The organism is Micromonospora sp. NPDC048868 (genome assembly GCF_043198195.1).
Lineage (GTDB): Bacteria > Actinomycetota > Actinomycetes > Mycobacteriales > Micromonosporaceae > Micromonospora > Micromonospora reichwaldensis.
This window is the reverse complement of record NZ_JBICUN010000028.1, coordinates 1-23,492: the sequence shown is the minus strand read 5'-3', so window position 1 is coordinate 23,492 and position 23,492 is coordinate 1. Positions and strand designations below refer to the sequence as shown.

At 72.8% G+C, this 23,492-nt stretch carries 22 protein-coding genes and 1 tRNA gene; 11 read left to right on the top strand and 12 right to left on the bottom strand.

Features of this window, described 5'->3' with window-relative positions; all coding sequences use genetic code 11:
* The first annotated feature begins 8 nt into the window (after positions 1–8).
* The 3 genes from ACGFNF_RS28765 (at position 9) to ACGFNF_RS28755 (ending at position 4,048) form a co-directional block, all read left to right on the top strand.
* Positions 9–1,274 (top strand): hypothetical protein, encoded by a 1,266-nt coding sequence (locus ACGFNF_RS28765; RefSeq protein WP_393171952.1) that lies wholly within the window; start codon positions 9–11, stop codon positions 1,272–1,274.
* 78 nt (positions 1,275–1,352) lie between these two features.
* A complete protein-coding gene (locus ACGFNF_RS28760; RefSeq protein WP_393171950.1) occupies positions 1,353–2,714 on the top strand; it encodes a hypothetical protein in 1,362 nt (453 codons plus the stop codon).
* Positions 2,715–2,740: 26 nt separating this feature from the next.
* Complete coding sequence (locus tag ACGFNF_RS28755; RefSeq protein WP_393172005.1) at positions 2,741–4,048, top strand: MFS transporter; 1,308 nt, start codon at positions 2,741–2,743, stop codon at positions 4,046–4,048.
* On the opposite strand, the gene ACGFNF_RS28750 is transcribed toward ACGFNF_RS28755, so the two are convergent.
* Together ACGFNF_RS28750 and ACGFNF_RS28745 are read right to left on the bottom strand one after the other, a co-directional pair.
* Positions 4,038–4,865, bottom strand: coding sequence for a PhzF family phenazine biosynthesis protein (locus ACGFNF_RS28750; RefSeq protein WP_357578427.1), 828 nt, complete (start codon positions 4,863–4,865; stop codon positions 4,038–4,040). The genes ACGFNF_RS28755 and ACGFNF_RS28750 overlap by 11 nt on opposite strands.
* 17 nt (positions 4,866–4,882) lie before the next feature.
* The gene (locus tag ACGFNF_RS28745; protein WP_393171948.1) at positions 4,883–6,352 is read right to left on the bottom strand and encodes a hypothetical protein; all 1,470 of its coding nucleotides are present in this window, start codon (positions 6,350–6,352) and stop codon (positions 4,883–4,885) included.
* Between the two features lie 239 nt (positions 6,353–6,591).
* Here ACGFNF_RS28745 and ACGFNF_RS28740 point away from each other — a divergent pair, with 239 nt between their 5' ends.
* Together ACGFNF_RS28740 and ACGFNF_RS28735 are read left to right on the top strand one after the other, a co-directional pair.
* The gene (locus ACGFNF_RS28740) at positions 6,592–7,395 is read left to right on the top strand and encodes a cyclase family protein (protein WP_393171946.1); all 804 of its coding nucleotides are present in this window, start codon (positions 6,592–6,594) and stop codon (positions 7,393–7,395) included.
* A 55-nt stretch (positions 7,396–7,450) separates the two neighbouring features.
* Positions 7,451–7,969 (top strand): hypothetical protein, encoded by a 519-nt coding sequence (locus tag ACGFNF_RS28735; protein ID WP_393171944.1) that lies wholly within the window; start codon positions 7,451–7,453, stop codon positions 7,967–7,969.
* 257 nt (positions 7,970–8,226) lie between these two features.
* On the opposite strand, the gene ACGFNF_RS28730 is transcribed toward ACGFNF_RS28735, so the two are convergent.
* The 3 genes from ACGFNF_RS28730 to ACGFNF_RS28720 all read right to left on the bottom strand — a co-directional run bounded on the left by ACGFNF_RS28730 (position 8,227) and on the right by ACGFNF_RS28720 (position 9,514).
* On the bottom strand, positions 8,227–8,757 hold the full coding sequence (locus tag ACGFNF_RS28730; protein WP_393171942.1) for a DUF6036 family nucleotidyltransferase: 531 nt from the start codon (positions 8,755–8,757) through the stop codon (positions 8,227–8,229).
* Positions 8,754–9,146, bottom strand: coding sequence for a hypothetical protein (locus ACGFNF_RS28725; RefSeq protein ID WP_393171940.1), 393 nt, complete (start codon positions 9,144–9,146; stop codon positions 8,754–8,756). Before ACGFNF_RS28725 ends, ACGFNF_RS28730 begins: the two co-directional genes overlap by 4 nt.
* A gap of 281 nt (positions 9,147–9,427) precedes the next feature.
* A tRNA-Ser gene (locus tag ACGFNF_RS28720) sits at positions 9,428–9,514 on the bottom strand.
* Positions 9,515–9,597: 83 nt separating this feature from the next.
* Here ACGFNF_RS28720 and ACGFNF_RS28715 point away from each other — a divergent pair.
* Entirely contained in the window at positions 9,598–10,149 is a 552-nt protein-coding gene (locus tag ACGFNF_RS28715) for an AAA family ATPase (protein WP_393171938.1), read from the top strand.
* A 9-nt stretch (positions 10,150–10,158) separates the two neighbouring features.
* Positions 10,159–11,136, top strand: a complete 978-nt coding sequence (locus ACGFNF_RS28710; RefSeq protein WP_393171936.1) for an NAD(P)H-quinone oxidoreductase — start codon at positions 10,159–10,161, stop codon at positions 11,134–11,136.
* A gap of 21 nt (positions 11,137–11,157) precedes the next feature.
* Here ACGFNF_RS28710 and soxR read toward each other — a convergent pair whose 3' ends face one another.
* A complete protein-coding gene (gene soxR, locus ACGFNF_RS28705) occupies positions 11,158–11,622 on the bottom strand; it encodes a redox-sensitive transcriptional activator SoxR (protein ID WP_393171934.1) in 465 nt (154 codons plus the stop codon).
* A gap of 46 nt (positions 11,623–11,668) precedes the next feature.
* Here soxR and ACGFNF_RS28700 point away from each other — a divergent pair, with 46 nt between their 5' ends.
* Positions 11,669–12,436, top strand: coding sequence for a transketolase (locus tag ACGFNF_RS28700; RefSeq protein WP_393171932.1), 768 nt, complete (start codon positions 11,669–11,671; stop codon positions 12,434–12,436).
* A gap of 2 nt (positions 12,437–12,438) precedes the next feature.
* Positions 12,439–13,341, top strand: a complete 903-nt coding sequence (locus ACGFNF_RS28695) for a transketolase family protein (RefSeq protein WP_393171930.1) — start codon at positions 12,439–12,441, stop codon at positions 13,339–13,341.
* An 83-nt stretch (positions 13,342–13,424) separates the two neighbouring features.
* On the opposite strand, the gene ACGFNF_RS28690 is transcribed toward ACGFNF_RS28695, so the two are convergent.
* Positions 13,425–14,132: a glycosyltransferase family 2 protein gene (locus ACGFNF_RS28690; protein WP_311410093.1), complete on the bottom strand. Its 708-nt coding sequence runs from the start codon at positions 14,130–14,132 to the stop codon at positions 13,425–13,427.
* A gap of 121 nt (positions 14,133–14,253) precedes the next feature.
* Between ACGFNF_RS28690 and ACGFNF_RS28685 the strand changes: the two genes are divergently transcribed.
* Both ACGFNF_RS28685 and ACGFNF_RS28680 read left to right on the top strand, forming a co-directional pair.
* Complete coding sequence (locus tag ACGFNF_RS28685) at positions 14,254–16,473, top strand: hypothetical protein (RefSeq protein ID WP_393171928.1); 2,220 nt, start codon at positions 14,254–14,256, stop codon at positions 16,471–16,473.
* A 157-nt stretch (positions 16,474–16,630) separates the two neighbouring features.
* Positions 16,631–18,229, top strand: coding sequence for a ricin-type beta-trefoil lectin domain protein (locus ACGFNF_RS28680; protein WP_393171926.1), 1,599 nt, complete (start codon positions 16,631–16,633; stop codon positions 18,227–18,229).
* A 94-nt stretch (positions 18,230–18,323) separates the two neighbouring features.
* On the opposite strand, the gene ACGFNF_RS28675 is transcribed toward ACGFNF_RS28680, so the two are convergent.
* The 5 genes from ACGFNF_RS28675 to ACGFNF_RS28655 form a co-directional block, all read right to left on the bottom strand.
* Positions 18,324–18,914: a hypothetical protein gene (locus ACGFNF_RS28675; protein WP_393171924.1), complete on the bottom strand. Its 591-nt coding sequence runs from the start codon at positions 18,912–18,914 to the stop codon at positions 18,324–18,326.
* 55 nt (positions 18,915–18,969) lie between these two features.
* A complete protein-coding gene (locus ACGFNF_RS28670) occupies positions 18,970–20,385 on the bottom strand; it encodes a HAMP domain-containing sensor histidine kinase (protein ID WP_357578415.1) in 1,416 nt (471 codons plus the stop codon).
* Positions 20,378–21,070, bottom strand: coding sequence for a response regulator (locus ACGFNF_RS28665; RefSeq protein WP_393171922.1), 693 nt, complete (start codon positions 21,068–21,070; stop codon positions 20,378–20,380). Before ACGFNF_RS28665 ends, ACGFNF_RS28670 begins: the two co-directional genes overlap by 8 nt.
* A 68-nt stretch (positions 21,071–21,138) precedes the next feature.
* Entirely contained in the window at positions 21,139–21,651 is a 513-nt protein-coding gene (locus tag ACGFNF_RS28660) for a hypothetical protein (RefSeq protein WP_393171920.1), read from the bottom strand.
* A gap of 364 nt (positions 21,652–22,015) precedes the next feature.
* Positions 22,016–22,609, bottom strand: a complete 594-nt coding sequence (locus ACGFNF_RS28655) for a hypothetical protein (protein WP_393171918.1) — start codon at positions 22,607–22,609, stop codon at positions 22,016–22,018.
* Positions 22,610–23,492: the final 883 nt, after the last annotated feature.

Sequence of the window (23,492 nt, the reverse complement as noted above, 5' to 3'; positions counted from 1 at the left end):
GGCGGATCATGCGACACGCCAGCCAAGTCTGTGTCGTCGTGGACGGGTACTCGACGGCCAACGCGCTCGCGCCGGCCCTCGCCGGTTACGGCTTCGGCGCGGTGCACGTGCAGAGCGACCCGGACCTGCCGCAGTTCCTCCTGCGCACCGGCGTCGACCACGCCTATCTCGACACCTACCTTCACGACGGCGACGTCGGCACCATCGTCGACCGGCTGGACCGGGCGGGCCTGCGCGCGCGCAGCGTGGTGGCCGGCGCCGAGACCGGGGTCGAGCTGGCTGACCAGTTGGCCAGGGCCCTCGGCGTGCCCGGCAACGATCCGGCGACCACCCGGTGCCGCCGCGACAAGCACCACATGGCACGCGCCGCGGCGGCCGGGGGCGTCGCCGTCATCCCGCACCTGAGCACCGCCTCCCGCGACGAGGCGGCGGAGTGGCTGCGCGCGGGAGGTTGGCTCGGCGACGCCGTCGTCAAGCCCCGAGCCAGTTCCGGCAGCTTCGGCTTCCTGCGGTGCCGCTCCGAGGCGGACCTCGACACCGCGTTCAAGAGCTGGCTGGGCGCACCCGACGTGTTCGGCGACCCCATCGGGGAACTCCTCGTCCAGCCGTTCATGACCGGCGACGAGTACGCCGTCAACACCGTGTCGGCGGGGGGCGGGTACGTCGTCTCGGACATCTGGCACACCAGGAAGCGCCACGAGGGCGGTACGGCGCTCTACGACCTGGAACGGCTCGTCGATCCCCGCGATGCCGTCTTCGAGCAACTGCACGGCTTCGTCGGGACCGTGCTCGACGCCCTGGACATCCGCGAGGGGACGGCGCACACGGAGGTCATGATGATCGCCGGTGAGCCGGTGCTCGTCGAGACCGGCGCCCGGTTCATGGGCTCGATCGACATCTCGCAACTGACCGAGGCGACGGGCACCAACGCGGTGCAGTTGGTGGCCGAGACGATCGTGGCCCCGGACCGCTTCGCCGCCCGGGTCCGCGAGGGCTGGCGTCCCGTGCTCCGCCGGCACGCCGCCATGGTGCAGTTGCTGTCCCGCCACTCGGGGACCCTCGCCGGCTACGACCTGCCCCTGCTGCGCGGGCTGCCGTCCTTCCACACCGTCGACACCTACCTGGAGACCGGCGACCCGTTGCAGGTCACCGTCAACTCGTACACGACCCCGGGCCTGGTCTTCCTGGTCCACGAGAGCCCGGAGACGATCTCGGATGACTACCGCCAGATTCGCGAACTGGAGGCAGCGGGTGCCCTGTTCTTGTCGGCCTGACCAGCGCACGCCACGGCTGACCGTCGGCGGCACCGCACGCGCCCGCCGGCGGGCCGCCGCCACGCGGGAGGCAGCCGCATGAGCGCGCCGCACCGGTCGGCGTCCCAGGACCCGGCGACGGACTACCTGCGGGCGGTACGCGACGGTGAGCTGCCACCGGACCTGCCGGCGCGCACCGCCGGACGGGTGCTGGGGCCCGACATCGAGGCACAGAGCTTCCACCGGGTGATGTTCGTCGACGAGCGGGAGCTCACGTCGTTCTACGCCGACTTCACGGTGCTGCTCGACGTCGTGGGGCGGCTGCCGCACCTGCTCGCGGGTGGCAGCACGGCCGCGTTCGGCGCACTGACCGACGTGCCGGAGGTGCTGCGCCCGCTGTTGGCCGGCACCGACCTGCCCGCCCTGGTGCCGTACGGCCGCGCCGACCTGATCCACGACGGGACCGGGTTCAAGGTCCTGGAGCTGGGCCTGAGCCCCGCCGTCGGCGGTGCCGAACGCACCGCCTGGCTCCCCGCCGTCATGGCGGAGCCGGCCTTCCGGCCCTTCGCCGAGCGGCACGGACTGCGCCACCTCGACCCCATCACCGCCCTGCTCGACCTGCTGCGCACCGTGGAGACCCCGCGCACGGGGCACGACGCCGAGGCGCCCGGGCAGGCGGAGGTGCTGATGGTCGAGGCGACCGGCGCGCTCGCGGAGTGGGCCGGCGACTGGCGTCCCCTGGGCGAGTGCCTGGAGGCGTACTCCGATCGTCCCCTGCGGACCCGCCTGGCGGAGGTCGCGGACCTGCACGAGCCGGACGGCAGCGTCGCCGGCCACGTCGCCGGGGTGACCCACCTGCTGCGGTTGTTCAACCTGACGGAACTCGCGGAGGAGCCGGACCCCGTGGCGGCCTGGCAGCGGCTGCATCCGGAGCCGGGCTCCGCCCTGCCGCCGATGGCCACCTCGCCGGTGCACGACATGTACAACAGCAAGGCGTGCCTCGCCCTGGTGTGGCTCCCCGAGGTGCAGGACACGCTGACCGACGGCGAACGCGCCGCGTTGCGGCGCATCCTGCCCGAGACGACCCACGTCGACGCGGCCACCGACCTGACCGGCTTCGTCGGTGGCCGGGCGGACACCATCCTGAAGCCCACCACCCTGGCCCGCGGCGAGGGCACGGTGGCCGGCTGGACGGTCGACGACGAGACGTGGCGGGCGGCGCTCGCCTCGGCGGCCGGGAGCGGTCGCCACATCCTGCAGCGGAGGGTCGTCCAGCGGGCGGAGCCGGGCTTCGACACCGACGGCGTCACGGAACGGGACTGGTACGCGGTGTGGGGGATGCACTACGGGCCCGGTGGGCACACCGGCTTCACCTGCCGCCTGACCACGGTGCCGGGGACCGTGGTCCGAGGCATCTCGAACGTCCTGCTGGCACCGGTGCTGCTGCACCCGGGGGCCTGAACATCGCCGCCGGTCACGGGTAGGAGATCACCCTGAAGAAGAACTTCCGCCTGCTGTGGAGCGCCGAGACCGTCAGCCAGTTCGGCTTCGAGGTGGCGACGGTCGTCATTCCGCTGTTCGCCGTGAAGACCCTGAACGCCACACCGGCGCAGGTCGGTTTCCTGGTGACCTGCGAGTTCCTGGGCTTCCTGCTCCTCGGGCTACCGGCCGGCGCGTGGATCGACCGCCGGCGCGGGGAACGGGTCCTGGTGTTCTCCAGCCTGGGCCGTACGGCCGTGTTCGGGGTCGTCGCGGCGCTGGCGCTGGCCGGCAACCTCACCATGCCCGCGCTGTACGCGTTGATGTTCGCGGGGAGCCTGTGCACGGTCTTCCTGGGGATCTCCTACCAGAGCGTCCTGCCGCGGATCGTCGACCGGCAGCTGCTGCCCGGCGCCAACTCGCGGGTGGAGTTCACCCTCTCGCTGGCGGAGATCACCGGCCCGGCCATCGCCGGCTTCCTGATGGCGCTGGCCACGTCGTCGTACGTCCTCGGCGCCACGGCCGTCTGCTTCGGCATCGCCACCGTGCTGCTCAGCCGGATCCGGGTGACCGGGGCGGCGGCGGTCCCGACGGCACGCAACACCACGCTTGTCCGGGACGTGCGCGACGGCATCGCCTACGTGCTGCGGGTGCCGATGTTCCGGGTCATGGCGATCCGCAGCTCGACGTACAACTTCTGCAACATCGCGACCACCACCATGTTCCTGCTGCTGCTGGCGTCGGTGCTGCGGCTGCCGTCGGCGTACATCGGGATCATCTTCTCCGGCGCCGGTGCCGGCGCGACCCTCGGTGCCCTCCTGGCGGTGCGGCTGTCCCGGCGCTTCGGCGTCGGGACGACCGTCCTCGCCGCGTGCGTGCTGGCGGGGATCGCCTCGATTCCGCTGCCGTTCGCGCGCAGCGGCACCTGGCTGATCGTCGCCGCCGTGGGCTACGGCATCGCCTCGGGATGCATCGTCGTCTCCAACATCCTGCAACTGTCGGTCCGGCAGGCGCTGTGCGCGCCGGGCATGCAGGCCCGGTTGAGCGCGACGATGCGGTTCCTGGTCTGGGGCGTGATCCCGCTGGGCGCGTCGGTCGCGGGGCTCGTCGCGAACGTCATCGGCGTCCGCCAGACCCTCGCGCTCGCGGTCGCCGGCGAACTCGTCTCCATCGTCCCGCTGTACTTCTCGCCGCTGCGGCGGGTGGTGGAGATGCCCACCGAGCCCGAGTCCGGGCCCGAGCCGGCCCCGGAGTCGCAGCCCGAAGGGGCGGCGGGCGACGGGGCACGGCCGGAGGCACGGCAGCTCAGCGACTGAGTCGAGCGACCTCGTCGTCGTCCAGCGTGATGACGCCGGCGAGATACTGGCGCGTCGACCCGCCCAGGACGACCCGGTCGCCGCGCAGCTCGCAGTTGGCGTGGATGGTCAGCGTCTTGCCGAGCCGGGGAGAGAACTGACGGGACGTCAGGCTGGTCCTGCCCAGCACCTCCGCCCAGTAGGGGACCAGCATGCAGTGGGACGACCCGGTGAACTGGTCCTCCGGGATCGACAGCTTGGGGCCGAAGAAGCGGGCGACGAAGTCGGAGGAGACGCCGGGGGCCGTCACGACCACCCCGCGCCGGTCGAGGGTCCCGAGCATCCGCTGGTCGGGTTCGATCGCGCGCAGGTCCTCCTCGTTGTCGTAGACCGCCATGTAGTCCATGCCCCCGTAGACCGCGGTGGGCGCGATCGACAGCCCTGCGAGCAGGGCCTCCGGCGGGTCGACCCGCTCGCGCGGCAACGCGGGGAAGGACATCGAGAACTGCCCCTCAGGCGTACGGCTGACCACGAGGGGACCCGTGTTGGAGTGGAAGGTGACCTCGTCCCACTCGGGCCGCAGGTGGTGCAGCACCACGTGGGCGGCGGCGAGCGTGGCGTGCCCGCACAGGTCGACCTCCATCGACGGCGTGAACCAGCGCAGCGCGAAGCTGTCGCCCCGGTCGATGATGAACGCGGTCTCCGCGAGGTTGTTCTCCAGGCCGATCGCCTGCATCACCTCGTCGCTGAGCCACTCGTCCAGGGGGCAGACCGCGGCCGGATTGCCGAAGAACACCCGGTCGGTGAACGCGTCGACCTGGTACAGGGGAATTTCCATCGTGCCTCCAACTGGTGTCAGTGTCGTTCGCGGGCCGCCGGCCCGATCGCCTGCACGCGCTCGATGAGCTGTCGCCGTTCGTCGGCGTCCATGGGGATGGCCCAGCCACTGGCCGCCGACTGGTGGATGTTGACCACGGCCGAGCCCCGGTCGGCGCGGATGTTCATGCCGGAGCACTCGCCGCCGAGCACGTAGAGCCCGAGCACCACGTGGTGGGGCACCGGCTCGGCATCGGCCTCGGGGGCGAACCGGCACTCGGCGAGCTGCACGCGGCGCTGGGCGAGCCAGCCGTCGGGGCCGCGTTCGGCCAGCCGGGCGGCGATCGTGTCCGCGTCGTGGTCGGCCCCGAGCATGACGTCGTGCCCGCCGGACGAGTGCCCGAACTTGAACACGTACTTGGCGCGGTCCGCCAGCAGGCGGTCACGGTTCTCCGGAGTCACCGAGACGGTGTGGGGCACGTAGCGGGCGACCATGTCGCGCACGCCTTCGGGCAGCAGGCTGGCGAAGCGCTCCTCCCAGAACATCGCCATCCAGCGCTTGTGCGTGCGGATCTCGGCCTCGAAGAGGTTGATCACGGAGGCGCCGCTGCCGACCAGCCGGGTGATGAAGTCGTAGTCGTCGTCCATGTCCTCGTGCATGAAGCCGCGATAGACCAGGGTGCGCTTTCCGGCCGCCGGATCGAGCCACCGCTCCGGATAGTCGGCGTGGAAGACCAGCTCGACCGGCACGTCGGGCAGGCGCCGGCGCAGCGTCTCGGTCAGCAACTCGAAGCCGAAGTAGCCGACCCCGATGCGGCTCGACCAGTCACACACCACCACCCGGTCGAAACTGCCCTGGTGGAAAGCCCTGATGACGACGTCCGCGATCTGTTCCTCGGGCCGCGGCGTGCCGGCGAGCCACGGAATGTCGACCGCCTCACCCATCACCTGATAGCAGTCGTGGAACTCGAATCCGGAAATCGACGAGTCGATGTTGAATTCACAGAACTGGTATCCGGACGGGGTCGGCAGCACGTCGACGCGGGCGAAGACCTGCTCGACGGAATCAAGTTGTTCCCAATTGACGAAGGGCGCGATCTCGGCGGGCAGGCCGAATTCCGTCAACAGTTTCTCGGGAGGCCCCGACCGGAGGAACTCGCGGATCACCGTCGTCTGCGCCTCGATCATGGCGCAGGCCGCCGCCGCCATCCGGTCGAACTCGTCCCGGTCGATGACCAGCGGATAGGGGATGAACCGCATCCGGGTGGCACCGAGATCGTCCATGAAGCGCCGTACCGACGGCGCTGCCGCGACGAGCGCGGACCGCGCCGGCTCGGCCTGAAGCGCGGCCACCAGCGGCGCGTTCAATTCCGCGAAATTGCAGTCCGAGTTGTCGTGTCGCACCGTGAACCGCACCCCTTCGCCCGACTCGTTATTGAATCGGCTGCGAGTGTACGGCACGAGCGGCTTGGCGGGCAGGGGCGAACTCGCGGTATTGATTGCGGACACGTTAAGTGTCGAACATTTCAGGGGTCGACCGGTCCGGGGTCGCCGAGTACAGTGACCGGCCGTCGGCTGGTCCCGCTTCACACGCGACGGCGACGACATCGGCCGTGGCAATCCCGATTTCGTCGCGTGACCCGTGCCGGACACGTGGCGGAGCCATTACGGGGAATCATCACCCGAGACCCGTCCCCGGATTCGGCCCGGTACGCATCCGTCATCCCCGCAGAGACAGGATCACCGCCATGACCGCACTCCTGGACGCCATCGCCGCGGGCGTCACCATCCACGACCTCAGCCAGCCGTTCGAGGAGGGGATGCCCTGCGCGCCGAACCATCCCGGGTTCCGCCTGGCCCTGCTCCGTCGGCACGGCGACGTGGTGCGTGCCGACGGCGGCTCGTCGGCCGGCGAGCTCATCGTCACCGGCGGGCACGTCGGGACCCACGTCGACGCGCTGTCGCACATCTCGCAGGACGGGCTGCTGCACGGCGGCCACGACGCCGCCGAGGCGCAGTCGGGTGGCCGGTTCCGCGTACACGGCGCCGAGACCATTCCGCCGCTCGTCCGGCGGGGGGTGCTGCTGGACGTCGCCTCGGCCCACGGAGTCGACGTCCTTCCCGGCGGGTACGGCGTGACCGCCGACGACCTCGAACGGTGCCTGCGGCGTACGGGTGTGCGGCTGGCCGAGGGCGACGTGGCGCTGGTGCGTACCGGCTGGTCCCGGCACTGGTCGGATCCGGCGGCCTACCTCGGTCTCGACACGGGCGTGCCCGGCGTCGACCCCTCCGGCGCGGCCTGGCTCGCGGAGCACGGGGTCGCCCTGACGGGCGCGGACACCACCGCCTACGAGCAGATCCCGCCCGGCGCCGGGTTCCGGGCGCTGCCGGTCCACCGGCTGCTGCTGGTGGAGGCCGGCATCTACATCGTCGAGCACCTGCGGCTGGACTCGCTGGCGGAGGCCGGCGTGAGCGAGTTCCTGTTCGTCCTCGCCCCGCTGCCGATCGTCGGCGGCACGGGCTCGCCCGTACGCCCGTTGGCCGTCGTGTGACAGGTGCCCGGCTCGTGACCCCGCCCGTCGTCGCTCGGGCACGTAGTCTCGCCCGGTGATCGAGATGCCCATCACCGCTCGGCAGTGGCGTCGCCGGGCGACGATCGCCGCCGCCGTCGCCTTCGCGATTGCCTGCATCGGTGCGCCCGTCAGGCAGGCGGTGACGAGGGCGATCGAGGCAGGGCGGGGCGAGAAGACGCCCGCTGCGGCGGCCGAGGCGTACCTCCTGGCGGTCTTTCAGCCGGACGAGAACCCCGACATCAACCGGTGCCTGTGCGGCGACAATCGGGACGAGCTGTTCCGCCAGGCCCGCGACCTGCGCAAGCAGGTCGAATCGCAGGTCACGTTCGGCGTACGGGTCGAGGCGACCAACTGGCAGACCGACCCGGACGGCACGGTCTCGGCGATGGTGGACCTCCGGTTCACGGAGGTCGACTCCACGGGGAGCGTCACCTTCACCGGCGCCACCCACCGGTGGCGCTTCCACACCACGGAGGAGGGCGGCTTCGGCGGCGGCTGGAAGGTCTGCCGCGTCGACGCGCCGCCGCTGTGCGGCACCTACCTCCGCTGCTGACCCTGGTAACGAAGCGCCATGTCACTGATCGTGTGGTTTGCGTGTCATGGAGCCCTCGCCATTGCTGTTTACAGACACGCACCCCCAACCCATGTCACAGATCACGGACTTGTATGCAACGAAGTCCGATACACCGGCGGATCAGCGGCGGGCCGGGGGCACCGCCATGCGAACCACACCGCCACGATCGCCCGGTGAGCCATTGCCGTTGCGTTTCGCACAGTTCCCATTACGACCCTGCAAGCCCGGTGACGAAGTTACGAGTCGTCGAAGACGTCGTCGAGCACGAGTCTTGCCCGGCCGGGGACTTCCTCCTCCGGGAAGATTTCCGCGCACAGAGCGAGGACCTGCTCCGTGTCGGTCAGCCTAAGGTGGTCGACCAGGAAGCGGATGTCCTCAGCGTCCCGCCTTCGAGCGGCGAGCACCTTCATGGCCAGCAGATGTTCCGGAGACGCCGCCGCCACCCGCAGGCCGGGGTGGTCGAAGACGCGCGGAGCCGTCGCGTCGCCTCCCGGAGCGACATAGGCACTCGCCTGTTCGTTGAGCCACCAGCGCGGCAGGCCGAGTTCATCGGCTACCGCACGAGCCTCGTCGAGCACGATGCCATGGGGTTGGAACACCGCGTCGATGTCACGGGTAGCCCGTCGGGCGTCGTAGGCCAAAGCCATGGCCGCCCCGCCGAAGATGTAGAGGTCCGCAACCACTCCTCGCCTCGATAGCCGGTCCCCGAGCCGGCGGAAGGCATCCTCGATCGCCGCGCGGTCCAATAGTGGATCATCGAGGCTCACGCGACGTTCAACTCCTGCGCCGACACGTACACGCCCCGACGACGGAATGCTGCCGGCGCGTGTACCACCGCGTCGACCCGGGCGGCCCGGGTGTTGAAGGGGAACCAGAACCGCCGCAGCGACCGCGTCTCGACCCACGACGGCGCACCCCGCCCGTCCTTGGCGGCCAAGTGCTCCGTCAAAGCGGCGAGAAACACGTCCCAGTGCTCATCGCCGGTAGGAGCTGGTTCCTGGTCCAGCAGACCGGCGCGCGTCTCGGTCGGCTCCCAGCGGTACTCCTCAAGGAACTCCGCCACCAACCGCCACCGCCGTGTCTCTTCGGATCCGACGAGCAGGGCACCCAGGCGTGCCACCGTCAGTGGCTCGTACCTCGCAGCGCGGTTCTTCATTCCTTCGACGCTAGTACATTCGGCGACGGATCCGTGGCCGGCCGCAACCCGCTACGAGCAGCCACGCAGAGCGCCGCGCCGCGACAACTGGTTCGAACGAGAGATCAATAAGGTGGGCCCGAGGTACCACCCTGCGAACCAGACGGCGACCGCTACCACCCAGCTCCAGGTCTCGGGTGGGAGGTTGCCGGTGATGCGCCCAAGAGCGGTGACCTGCTCCACGTGACCCGGGATGCCAGCGTCCAGTTCGTCGACCCGATCATGTTCCGAGTCAAAGGAAGCGGAGGGTGTGGGATTCGAACCCACGAAGACATCGCTGCCTTACCGGTTTTCAAGACCAGCGCCATCGGCCACTAGGCGAACCCTCCCGGGCCGCGCGCCCGAGGGTGCGCGACGTGCCTAGTCTGCCACGGACCCGCTGCGGGCGAGCGGGCACCGCACCCGCGCTGGCATGATCGACGGCGTGTGGGAGAGCCCCTCGGTGGTGCTGATCAGCGGAATCATGGCGGCCGGAAAGTCCACTGTGGCCGAGGCGTTGGCCCGGCGGCTGCCCCGCGCGGTGCACCTGCGCGGCGACGTCTTCCGGCGGATGGTGGTCAGCGGCCGGGAGGAGATGACCGCCGAGCCGTCGCCGGAGGCGTGGCGGCAGCTGCGGCTGCGCTACGACCTCGCCGCGTCGGCGGCGGACCGGTACGCCGCCGCCGGCTTCACCGTGCTGCTCCAGGACGTGGTCCTCGGGGCGGAGCTGCCGGCGATGGTCGACCGGATCCGGCACCGGCCGTTGGCGGTCGTGGTGCTCGCGCCGAGCCCCGAGGCCGTCGCCGCCCGCGAGGAGGCGCGCGACAAGAAGGGGTACGGGGACTGGCCGGTCGCCGACCTGGACGCGGACTTCCGGGCACAGACGCCCCGGATCGGGCTCTGGCTGGACACTTCGGCGCTGACCCCGGCGCGGACGGTGGACGAGATCCTGGCCCGGGCGTGGACCGACGGGCGGGTGGGGTAGACACGGAACATGCGCGCGATGACTGTCCCGGAGCCCGGCGGACCCGACGCACTGCTCTGGAGCGAGGTGCCCGATCCCGAGCCCGGCCCGGGCGAGGTGGTCATCGACGTGCGGGCCAGCGCGGTCAACCGGGCCGACCTGCTGCAACGGCAGGGGCACTACCCGCCGCCGCCGGGCGCGCCCGCGTACCCCGGGTTGGAGTGCTCCGGGGTGATCAGCGCGATCGGGCCCGACGTGGCCGGCTGGGAGGTGGGCCGGGAGGTCTGCGCGCTGCTGGCCGGCGGCGGCTACGCGGAGCGGGTCGCGGTGCCGGCCGGGCAACTCCTGCCGGTGCCGGCCGGCGTCGACCTGGTCGACGCGGCGGCGCTGCCCGAGGTCGCCTGCACGGTCTGGTCGAACGTGGTGCAGGTGGCCCGGCTCGGCAGGGGCGAGACGCTGCTGCTGCACGGCGGCGGCAGCGGCATCGGCACCTTCGCGATCCAGCTCGCGGTGGCGCTGGGCGCGACCGTGGCGGTCACCGCCCGCGCAGCGAAGCACGAGCGGCTGCGTGAGCTGGGGGCGGCGCACATGATCGACTACCGGGAGCAGGACTTCGTCGAGGAGGTCCGGCGGGTCACCGACGGCCGGGGCGCCGACGTCATCCTCGACATCATGGGCGCCGCCTACCTGCCCCGGAACGTGGCGGCGCTGGCCACGGGCGGCCGGCTGGTGGTGATCGGCATGCAGGGTGGCCGCAAGGGCGAGCTGGATCTCGGGGCGCTGCTCGCCAAGCGGGGCACGATCGCGGCCACCGCGCTGCGGTCCCGGCCGCTGGAGGAGAAGGCGGAGATCGTGCGCGGCGTACGCGAGCAGGTGTGGCCGCTGGTCGAGTCGGGGGCGGTCCGGCCGGTCGTGGACCGGCGGGTGCCGATGACGGAGGCGGCGCAGGCGCACCGGCTGGTCGAGACCAACGACCACGTCGGCAAGGTGCTGCTGACGACCGGCTGACGCGCGGTCCGCCCCGGCGGGTCAGGACGCCGGCGTCGGGTCCGCGACCTCGCGGGGGAGCACCAGGCGGGCGCCGGGGCCCTCGCCGGCGAGCGAGTCGCCGGGGTTGTAGAGCGTGCAGCGTTGCAGGGACAGGCAGCCGCAGCCGATGCAGCCGTCGAGGTCGTCGCGGAGCTTGGTCATCAGCCGGATCTTCTCGTTGAGCCGCTCCCGCCAGGTCGCGGAGAGCCGCGCCCAGTCCTCCGCGCTCGGCGTGCGGGACGCGGGCAGGGAGTCCAGCGCTTCCCGGATCTCCTCCAGCGAGATGCCGACCTGCTGGGATATCCGGACGAACGCCACCCGGCGCAGCTCGGTGCGGGCGTAGCGGCGCTGGTTGCCGCCCGTCCGCTCCGCCCGGATCAGCCCGAGCCGCTCGTAGTAGCGCAGCGCCGAGGGCGCCACGCCGCTGCGGACGGAGAGCTGGCCGATGGTCAGAGACTCGTGCATCACGTCGCCTTGAGTTGAAGTGGACTTCAACTTGCAGGCTAGCGGCATGACCACGACCACCGCCAGCGCGGGTCCGGCCCCGACCGCCGCGCCACCCCGTGACCCCACCGCCGCGCCACCCCGCCGCCCGGGCGCCCCGCCGCTGCCGGGACCCGTCGCGCCGCTGTACGAGCGGGTGCGCGCGGACCGGGAGTTCGGCGCGAACGTCCGCTCCACCGTCGACGTGCTCTGGGTGCTCTACGACCGGGTCCTCCGGGTCACCCCGGCGACCGTGGACGACCCCGGGCGGGACCGGTTCCTGCTCTCCAAGGGCCACGCCGTGGCCGGCTACTACGCCGTACTCGCCGCGAAGGGGTTCGTTCCCGCCGACTGGCTCGACGACCAGGGCGGGCCCGCCAGCCGGCTCGGCGACCACCCCGACCGGGTGCTGGTGCCCGGGGTGGAGATCGGCTCCGGCTCGCTGGGCCACGGGCTCGGGCTCGGCGTGGGCACCGCGCTCGGGCTGCGCGCCCAGGGCCTGCTGACGCCCCGGGTGCACGTGCTGCTCGGCGACGCGGAGTTGGACGAGGGCTCCAACCACGAGGCGATCGCGTACGCGGGGGCGACCGGGCTGGGCAGCCTGACCGCGATCGTGGTCGACAACGGCTCCGCCACGCACGGCTGGGCGGGCGGCGCCGCGGCCCGGTTCACCGTCAACGGCTGGACCGCCACCACCGTCGACGGGCACGACCACGACGCCCTGCACACCGCCCTGACCGGGCACGACAACCACCGGCCGCACGTCGTCGTCGCGGTCGTCGACCAGGGGGAGTGACAGTGCGGGACCGCTTCATCGAGACCACCACCGCGCTGCTGGCGGAGGATCCGCGTACGGCCCTGGTGCTGGCCGACATCTCCGCCGCCGCGTTCGAGCCGGCCGCGTACCGGCACCCGGACCGGGTGCTCAACGTCGGGATCCGGGAACAACTGCTGGTGGGCGTGGCCGGCGGGCTCGCCCTGACCGGGCTGCGGCCGATCGCGCACAGCTACGCCCCGTTCCTCGTCGAGCGGGCGTACGAGCAGCTCAAGCTCGACCTGGACCACCAGGGCGTGGGGGCGGTGCTGGTCAGCATCGGCGCGTCGTACGACCGGGCGGCCGCCGGCCGGACCCACCTGTCGCCGGCCGACGTCTCGCTGATCGACACCCTGCACGGCTGGACCGTGCACGTTCCCGGTCACCCCGACGAGGTGCCGGCGCTGCTGCGGGACGCGGTGGCCGCCGACGGCTCGGCGTACCTGCGACTGTCGACGCTGCACAACGCCCGTCCGTACGGCGGCGACGGCGCGCTGCGGGTGATCCGGGACGCGGGGCCGGGCGCACCGCTGCTGGTCGCGGTGGGGCCGGTGCTGGACGCGGCGGTGGCGGCGGTGGCCGACCTGGGCGTGACGGTGGCCTACACCCACCGGCCGCGGCCGTTCGACACGGCGGGGCTGCGGGCGCTGGCCGGCGACGCGGTGATCCTGGTGGAGCCCTACCTGGCCGGTACGTCGGCCCGGGTGGTGTCGGCGGCCCTGGCCGACCGGCCGCACCGGCTGCTGGCGCTCGGCGTGGGACGGGAGGAGCTGCGCCGCTACGGCTCGGCCGAGGACCACACCCGCTGGCACGGGCTGGACGCCACCGGGCTGCGCCGTTCGGTCGCCAACTTCCTGGACGCGGCGCCGGTACCGGCCGGCCGCTGAGTCACGCCGCCCGCTGAGTCACGCCGGCCGCGGCGGCGTGGAGGCCGGCGGCGGCGGGGGGCGGCGCGGGAGGGCGGGAGGGGTCAGCGGGTCGGGGCGCCGAGGGGGCGGCGGCGGGTGCGCTCGCGGCCCAGGATCCAGATCGCCTCGACGCCGTCCTTCCAGGTGATCTTCTTGCCCTCTTCGCGGCCCCGCGCGCGGTAGCTGATCGGGACCTCGTAGGGGCGGATGCGCTGGCGCAGCAGCTTGCCGGTGACCTCGGCCTCCATGCCGAATCCACGCGAGCGGATGTCGAGCGAGCGGTAGAGCGCGACCGGCATCAGCTTGAAGCAGGTCTCCAGGTCGCCGATGTAGGAGTTGAACAGGACGTTCGCCGCCATCGTGACGCCCTTGTTGCCCATCACGTACCAGAAGCTGTAGGCGCTGTGGCTGCCGAAGGTGCGGTTGCCGTAGACCACCGTGGCCCGCCCGTCGAGCACCGGGTCGAGCAGCTTCGGGATGTCCAGCGGGTCGTATTCCAGGTCGGCGTCGAGAATGACCATGTAGTCGCCCTCGGCGTTGTCGACAGCCGTCTTGATGGCGGCGCCCTTGCCGGCGTTACGCTGGTGGGTGATGACCCGCAGGCGCGCGTCGTCGGCCCGACCGAGGATCTCACCGGTGCCGTCCCGGCTGCCGTCGTCGACCACGACCAGCTCGATCTCACACGGGTAGTCGACCGCCAATGCCTGCTTGAGGGCATCCGCGATGCGTTCTTCCTCGTTGTAGACCGGCATGAGGATCGAGAGCTTCACGGGAATCTCCACGGTGGCGACGATATGTCGGCCCTAGCCTAGCCTGGCGGTTGACGACGCGGTGCTCAGCACTGCGGGCATTGGGCGCGGCGACCTCAGGTTCATGGTGTTTACTGCCGCCATGTCGGCAGTCGGCTACCCGCTCGCTCTGGCGCCGGTCGCCGCGATCGGACTGCTCGCCGTCGCGCTCCGTCCGGTCGCGGCCGGGACCGTGGCGGGGCGGCGCCTCGCGCTGGTCCGGGCGGCTCTGGTGACCGGGGCGTTCGCGGTGCTCACGGTGGAACTGCTGGGCGCGCTGCGGCTGCTCACCCTGCCGGCGTTCGCCGTGGCCTGGCTGACGTTCCTCGCCGGCGCGCTCGCCGCCGTCGGCTGGCGACGCCGCCGGGACGAAGCGCGCGGCACGGCCGTGGTCGCCGCCGCGCACCGCGCGATCGAGGTCGTCGCCGCGCCCGAACCCGCGCTGGTCGGCGCGACGGCCGGCCCGGCCGTCGGCGCCCCGCCCCCTCCGCCGCCGCCGGCCGCCGCACGCCGCGTCGCACCCCGCCCCGCCGGCTGGTGGACCCGGCTGGCTGACGCCTGGCGTACGGCGGGTCGGGGCGAGCGGCTGCTCGCCGGCACGGTCGGCGGGCTGCTGCTGGTCGAGTTGCTGATCGCCCTGCTGGCCGAGCCGAACAACTTCGACTCGCAGACCTACCACCTGCCGAAGGTCGAGCACTGGGTGGCGCAGGGCGGCCTGGACTTCTGGCCCACCGCCATCCACCGGCAGGTGACCATCCCGCCCGGGGCCGAGTACCTGCTGCTGCACCTGCGCCTGTTCACCGGCGGGGACGCGCTGCACCACCTGGTGCAGTGGGCGGCCGGTGTCGGCGTACTGCTGGCGGCCACCCGGATCACCGCGCAGCTCGGCGGGGGACGGCGGGCCCAACTGCTGACCGCGTTCGTGCTCGCCACCACCCCGATGGTGGCGCTCCAGGCGACCAGCACCCAGACGGACCTGGTCTGCGCCGCCTGGGTGGCCTGCGCGGCCACGGTGGCGCTGGACGGGCTGCGCCGGCGCGCCGGGGCCGGGGCGGTGCTGGCGCTGGGGGCGGCCACCGGGCTGACCGCGCTGACCAAGACCAGCGGCCTGGTCGCGGTCGGGCCGCTGCTGCTGCTCTGGGGGCTGGCCCAGCTCCGGCTGGCCCGGACCGGTGGCGCGCCGGACCGCGCCGGGCGGCCCGACCGGGGCACCGACGCGTCCCGGACCGGTCGCGTCCGGTCGCGGCGGCAGGTGCGTCGGACGGTCGCCGGGTCGGCGCTGATCCTGCTGGTGGCGGTGGTGGTGGTCGGGCCGTTCCTGGCCCGGGTGACCGCCGAGTTCGGGCATCCGCTCGGGCCGCCCCGGCTGCGCGAGTCCATTCCGATGGAGCGGCACGACCCGCCGTCGCTGCTGGTCAACGCGCTGCGGATCGCGCACACCGCGTTCGACACGCCGCTCGCGCCGCTGCGCCGGGCGGGTGCCGAGGCGATCGTCGGCGCCGCCAGGATCATCGGGGTGGACCCGCAGGACCGGGCCACCACCTTCGGGCGGGAACGGTTCCCGGTGCCGTCGTGGTACCCGGACGAGGACCGGGTGGCCTTCCCGCCGGCCGGGGCGCTGGCGGCGATCGGGGCGGCGTACGCGCTGGCCCGGCCCGGTCGGGTCGCCCCGGCGCAGGCGGGTCCGCTGCGCGCGTACGCGGTGGTCGTGGTGGCGGCCGTGCTGCTGCACACCGCCATGATCAAGTGGCAGCCGTGGGGCAACCGCCTGCTGCTCTACGCGCTGGCGCTGGCCGTACCGCTGGCGGGGCTCTGGCTGGACGCGCTGTTCCGGCGCCGGGCCGGCGGCGCGGGTGGCCGGCGGGCGGTGGCGGCCGGGCTCGCGGTGAGCGTGCTGGCCGGGTGCGCGCTGGCCGGGGTGCTGGCGGTGTCGTACGGCTTCCCGCGCCGGCTGGTCGGGGCGGGCTCGGTCTTCACCACCTCCGAATGGGACACCCGGTTCCTGCGGCGTCCCCAGTGGGCGGAGGAGTTCCGCTGGGCCGCCGGGGCGGTACGCGCGACGGACGCCCGCCGGATCGGCCTGGTGCAGCAGAACGACAACTGGGAGTACCCCTGGTGGCTGCTGCTGCGCGACAGCGACGGGCGCCCGCCGGAGCTGGTGGCGCTCCAGTCGGTGCTGCCGGGGCGCCCGCCGGCCGACCCGGCCTCGGTGGACGCCATCGTCTGCACGGGCAGCCGGCCGGCGTGCACGGCGCTGGTGCCGGCGGGCTGGCACGTGCAGTTCCGGGGCTACGTGGGCTACGCCCTCCCGCCGGGGAGCTGACCCGCCGGGAAGCCGGCCGCCGCGCGATTCGACCGGATCGCCCTGTTCTGCACTCTGCGCGCAACGATTACGAGACGCATTCACATACCTCGAAGCCGACGCTACCTTCTGGTAACTCGATCGACGTCCCGCGATCGAGCCCGAAAGGAGTGCGTCGATGCTTGGTTCCTCCACCAGGCGCGAACGCGCGACCCGACGACGGGCCCTCACCGTCGTCGCCGCCGCCGCTCTCGTCCTGCCGATGCTCGCCGGAACGGCCTCCCCCGCCACCGCGGCCGACCGTCCGGCCGTCCAGCCGCTCCCCGCCAACCTGGAGACGATCCGCGCCGCCGAGGCCACCGCGCTCTACGGCACGCCCGCCGTCCGCCCCATCGAGCAGCGCCGCACCGCGCTGATCACCATGGGCGACAGCCAGATCTCCGGTGAGGGAGTCGGCAACTACGTCCCCGGCACCCACCAGCCCGGCAACTGGTGCGACCGCTCGTACGACCAGGCGGTGTTCCGCACCGGGATCACCGCCAACGAGAAGTACAACATCGCCTGCTCCGGGGCGACCCCGTGGAACCTCATCCGGGGCGGGCCGACCCAGCACAACGAGCTGAACCAGGGCGACCACCTCGCCATCAAGGCGCGTAACACGCACATCAAGCTGATCTGGGTGGTGGTCGGCGCCAACGGCGAGGGCACGATCCAGTTCGGTCCGGTCGCCACCGACTGCGCCGTCAGCCGGGTCCTCCTCCAGGGCGCGTGCTACCCCACCTACACCGACCAGTGGACCGTCCGCACCGACGGCAGCCGGCGGGCGGTCCAGGACGCGCTCACCGACATCCGGCGGACCATGACCGGGGCCGGCTACCTGCAGACCGACTACGAGCTGGTGCTCATGTCGTACCCGAGCCCCTTCGGCCCCGACGTGGAGGACAACCCGAACTTCCCCGGCTGGTACGCCGGCGGTTGCTTGACCTACCTGGCCGACTCCGCGTTCGGGCGGAACAAGGCGGTGCCGCTGTTCGAGAAGTCGCTGCGCGCGGCGGCGGCCAACACCGGCACCCGCTACCTGGACGCCAGCCGGCTCTTCCACGGCCACGAGGTGTGCACCGACAGCACCTCGGTACGCGGGCTGCACATCGAGATCGGCGTCTGGGACGAGAACGCGGCACGGCAGTCGTTCCACCCGAACTACCGGGGACACGGCATGTTCGCCCAGTGCGTCACCCAGTTCTTCAACTCCGGGCAGCAGCGCGCCACCTGTGTCGACCCGGCCAGCACCGGCAACGGCGTGCTCTTCAACGGGCTGTTCGAGTTCAAGCAGCTCCGCAACGCCGCCACCGACACCTGCGTCGACGGCAAGGGCTACGACTCGCGCAACGGCACCCCCCAGCAGTCGTACGGCTGTCACGGCGGGCGCAACCAGGGCTTCTGGTACGACCCGACCCGCCAGTCGCTGCACTCGGAGCTCTCCCACGACCGCTGCCTGGACGTCTCGGGCGGGTCGCTGAGCGCCGGCACGGCGGTGAACATCCACGACTGCCACGGCGGCACCAACCAGAAGTTCGTGCTGGCCGGCAACCAGATCAAGGCGGCCGGCAACGCCAACCTCTGCCTGGCGTTCGACAACCCGCTGCTGGGCACCCCCCGGCTGCGCCTGACCGCCTGCTCCACCAGCAGCCGCCAGCAGTGGTCCTTCGAGTCCCGCAACTTCGCCAACCCGGTCGGCTACGGGCACGACGACTTCATCGGCTCCCGCGTCTACTGAGTCCGACCGCGTGAGCGGTGCCGCCCTCCCGGGTGGCACCGCCCGCGCCGGCCGGCGTGGGGTGGCCCGCCGTCACCGACGGGCCAATGCACACCTACTTCTGCCGGGCCGGCACGACGACCAGGCGGGCGACCCCGCCGTCACCCTCCTTGGCACCGGCCACGCCAACCGTCGTGCCGACCTTCACGTCGGCGGAGCGGATCGTCGTGCGACGCTCCACGACGCGCAGCTTGTCGCCGAAGGTCCAGGTCATGGTGAAGCCGTCGGCGGACTTCACGGTCATCGAGTCGCCGTCGACGGCGGTCACCTCGCCCCGCTGCACGGCGACGGTCCGCGTACCGCCGTCCTTCGTCCGCACCACGGCCTCGCCGTGCAGGGCGTCCCGCCGCAGCAGCACCCGGGCCTGCCGGCGCTCGCGGCGCTCCTCGGCGCGTTCCCGCCGCTTCTCCCCGGCCGCGCCCGGCGACGCCTGCGGCGAGGCGGGTGCGGCCAGCGGCTCGACGTCCAGGTCACCGGCGTCGAAGCCCAGCGCGGCCAGCGCCTGGCCCTCCGCGCCCAGCGCCGCGGCGACCTCGACGGCGGTCTCCCGGGCCGGCTCACCGGCCGGTCCGGCAGCGCCGCATCCGCCGACGCCGAGCGCGACGGCCGCGAGCAGCGTGGTGGTGGCGATTCCCCAACGTGCCATGGGTCTCCCTCTCGTCCGTGGAACCCCAGCCTCCCGCCCACCGGCGAGCGGAGGGTCAGAGCGATGTTCGGGTCCGGTAAGGATCCGGGGGCAGCCGGACGGTGAACGCGGCGCCGCCCTCCGGCGCGTGCCCGGCCGCGACGTCTCCGCCGAGCCGGCGGACCAGGCCGGCGGCGAGCGCCAGCCCCAACCCGCTGCCGACCTTGCGCACCCCCCGGTAGCGCTGGTGCAGGGCGCCGCGCTCGAAGGCGACCGCCAGGTCGTCGTCGGTGAGGCCCGGTCCGCCGTCGCGGACCTCGACGACGCCGCCCGCCAGCGGGTCCGCGCCGGCCGCCCGGACCGCGAGCACGATCGGCGCCCCCGGCGGTACGACCCGCAGCGCGTTCTCCAGCAGCCCGTCCACCACCTGCCGGATCCGGCCCGGATCGGTGTGGACCGGCACCGGCGCGTCCGGGATCTCCGCGCGGAACGGCACCCCCACCGCCGCGCACCGGTCGGCCCAGGTCCGGCCCGCGTCGGCGGCCAGCCGGGCGAGGTCCACCGGCACCGGTTCGAGCGGGAAGTCGGCGGCCTCCAGCCGGGCCAGCGCCAGCAGGTCGCTGACCAGACGGTCCAGGTGCCGCGCCTCCGCGAGCACGGTACGACCGGCGCCGGCCGCGTCCGCCGGCCCGATCACCCCGTCGGCCAGTGCCTCGGCGTAGCCCCGGATCGCGGTCAACGGCGTGCGCAGCTCGTGCGAGACGGAGAGCAGGAACTCCCGTTGCCGGCCCTCGCTCGTGGCCAGCGCGGCGGCCAGCCCGTTCAGCGCGTACGCCAGGTCGGCCACCTCGTCGGGCGGCTCCACCGGCACGCGTACCGCCCGGTCCCCGGCGCGCAGCCGGGCGGCGGCGTCGGCGGCGCGCCGGATCGGTCGGGCCAGCCGGCGGGCGAGCAGCAGTCCGGCGGCCACCCCGGCGGCGAGCCCGGCCAGCAGCGGCAGCCAGAGGCTGGGCACCACCTGCCGCCACGGCGCGGCGGGCCGGGCCCGGGTCAGCACCACCCCGTTGCCGCCGGGCAGGGCCCGCCCCTCGATCAGCGTGCGCCGCCCGTCGATCACGCGGCGGGTCGACACGTTGCGCCCCTCGGCGACGCGCCGCACCACCCGTGGCGGCAGGCCGGGGCGCTCGGCCGCCCCGCCCCGGACGAGGTACGCGTCGACGCCCTGGGCGTTCAGCTGCCGGACGATGCGCTCCTCGTCGGTGGTCCGCCCGGTCTCCAGCCTGGGGCGCAGCACCTCGGCCGCGAGCCGGGCCTGGGCGGCCAACGCCTCCCGGTCGTGCCGCTCCACGCCGCGTACCGCCAGGGGCACCGCGACGATCGCGGTGACCAGCACCGAGACCAGGGCGACCGCGCAGGTGACCAGCACCGCGCGGGAGGTCAGCGTCCGGCCGGGACGGTGCCGAGGCGGCGGCGCGACGGTCGGCTCAGCCATCGGCGGAGTACCCGACGCCCCGGTGGGTGCGGATCACGCCGGCCGCGCCCAGCTTCGCCCGGACCTGTGCGACGTGCACGTCGACCGTCCGGGTGCCGGCGTGCGCCGCGTACCCCCAGACCCCGGCGAGCAGCTCCTCCCTGGTGAAGACCCGCCCCGGCCGGGCCATCAGGTGCGCCAGCAGGTCGAACTCGGTGGAGGTGAGCTGGACCGGGGTGCCCGCGACCGTCACCGTCCGGCGGGTCGGGTCGAGGGCCACCGCGCCGACGACCCGGGGCAGGCCCGTGCCCTCGGGCGTCCCGGCGGTGCGCCGCAGCACCGCCCGCACCCGGGCGACCAGTTCGCGGGGGCTGAACGGCTTGGTGACGTAGTCGTCCGCCCCCAGCTCCAGGCCGACGACGCGGTCCACCTCGTCGTCGCGGGCGGTGAGGAAGATGACCGGCGTCCAGTCGCCGGCCTCGCGCAGGCGGCGGCAGACCTCGGTGCCGGTCATGGCGGGCAGCGCGATGTCGAGGACGCAGGCCACCGGGCGCAGGCGGCGGGCGGCGGCCAGCCCGGCCGCCCCGTCCCGTTCCAGGTGTACGCCGAAGCCGTCCCGGGTCAGGTAGAGCCGGACCAGGTCGGCGATGGCCGGCTCGTCCTCCACCACGAGGACGAGCCCGCGAGGCGCGGCGTCGACGGTCACCGGCCCATGATTGCCGACCCGGTGCCGCCGCGCGGGTCAGCGGATGTTCGGATTCGGTAAGAAGACGGTCAGCGCACCACGGCGGGCCGGAAGGCGACGGGCCGCGCGACCGGCGCCGCCTCGCCGATGGTGGCGACGAGCCGCTCCCGGGGCGTCCGCAGCCGGGTCCGGAAGGCGTGGTTGAGCAGCGCGTCGAGCTGCCACACCTGCTTCGGGTGGCGGGTGCGGATGAGGAACCGCTCGCGGATCCCGTCGATCGCGGTGGCGGCCAGCTCGACCGAGTGCAGGCGCGGGTCGGGGCTCCAGGTGACGTTGCTGAGCTCGCGCAGTTCCGTGTTGAGGTGCAGGCGCAGCCGGTGCAGCACGCGGGTCTGCTGGGTGACCACCAGCCGTCGGTGGGTAAGCAGGAGCAGGTACTCGCCGGCCATCGGGCGGTCCGGCCGGGCGCACCGGGTGACGAGGATGGTGGCGTCGCCGGAGCCGACGCAGCGCCGGAAGACCGGCATGTGCCGGCTGGCGGTCTGCACCGCCAGCCCGGCCTCGGAGGCGGCCGGGAGGAACGTTCGGGAGAAGACGTCCATGCCCTGCCCAACGAGGCGCGACCTGGGGTGACGTGGGTCACGCGGGAATTTTGGAACTTCCACGCGCCGGAGCCGGAGGCGGACCTGCTCGCGGTGTCGCTGCGCCCCGGCGACGTCTGGCTGCTCTGCACCGACGGCGTCAGCGACCAGGTCGACCATCACCTGATGCCGGAACTCCTCGCGGCACCGCGACCGCAGGAGGCGGTGCGGGACCTGCTCCATGGCACCCTGGACGCCGGCGGCGACGACAACGCCACCGCCGTGATCGTCCGGGTCTCCCCGCTGAAGGGGCCCACCCGCCGCAGACGCCGCTGGCCGGCACCCCGAGGTGGGGTGCCGGCCATCGGCGATTCGGCTACTGCTGTCAGCTGTTCCAGTGCTCGGCGACCAGGTCGGCGGCCTGCTGCTCCCACTGGGCGTAGTGGTCGGGGTACGCCGACACCTGCACCGTCTGCGCGGCCTTCGTCAGCGGCATGTCCTGCCACCCGTCGACCTGCTTCAGACCCTTCAGAAACGCCATCGTCGAGTACTCGGGGTCGGTGATCTGCTCGACCGTGCCCCACCCGGAGGAGGGGCGCTGCTGGAACAGGCCCTGCGAGTCGTGGTCGTTGCGGTCACCCAGATGACCCAGGTTCTCCAGCTTCGACTCCTGCAGTGCGGTGGCGATCGACACGACGGCGGCGCGCTCGTCCATGCCGGCCTTCTTCGTCGCCGCGATGATCGCCTTCACGTTCGCCACCTGCTCGTCGGACAGGTCGACGTGCGACTGCGTGCCCTGCACACCGTGCGGGATCAGCTTGGCCTTGTCGACCGACGGCTTGTCGGCCTGCACGGCCACCGCCACCGGCGTGGACTCCACCGACGGGGCCGCGTGCGCGGTCGCGGGACCGGCAAACACGCCACCGGCGAACGCGAGACCAGCAATACCGAGAACGCTCTTACGGATGATCGTGTTCATCAGAAACGCTCCATTCGGGGGTTGGCACCCACACGCCGAAGGGGGATCGGCTTCACGCGGGTGCAAGCACCGTCGGCGCTCATGCGAACTCAAGGGGGATCTCCAGCGGAACTGGAGAGGATCTCCGGCGTCGAACCACCGGAGGAAAGACCAGAGGGAAGATCAGATCGGCCGTGCCGGCCGGATGCCCGACCCGTGCGGGCCGAAGATCGGGGCCGGGGCTGTCGTGGCGGGGGGGGTGCCCTCGCGTGCGGGGCGGGGAGGGTGGCCCTCGCGTCGGCCTGACCATGTGTAACGACCGGCGGCCCGCCATCATTCCAGCCCCCGGGCCCGCCATCCCATCAGGGCGACATGACCTCGGCGGCGTGGCCTTACTCGGCCGTACGCAGGGTGTAACGACCCCGCCCCCGCCACGATTCCGCCCCCACGATGCCCCCGGTCACACCCACAAACCGCTCACCCGACACGTCACGCAACCCGCTGACGATCTACCGGCTCAACCCCACCGGACAGCCACCACGAAACCGGACACCGGGTCGCACTCGGGCCGCACGGCTCAGCGGTTCCTAGCTCACCCGCTCACCCGGCTCATCCAAGCTGGCCCAGCTAGCCGGATGAGGCGAGTGGACCCGGGTGAGCCGAATAAGCCTGATCGTTGAGTCACTTGGGTCACTTGAGTCACCGAGGCCGCCTCGGACACCGGTTGACCGAAGGCGCCGGTGCAGATCTTGGTAGGAAATGGCCCCTGGAGGGGCCGTTTCCTACCAAGATCTCCGACAGGAGCCGGACGGACGCGAGAGTACGCACCGACGGGGTGTGGCCCGCCGTGCCCGGCGCAGGGATCAAGCCTGACCGCCCGGAGCCGGGCACGGTGGGCCACACC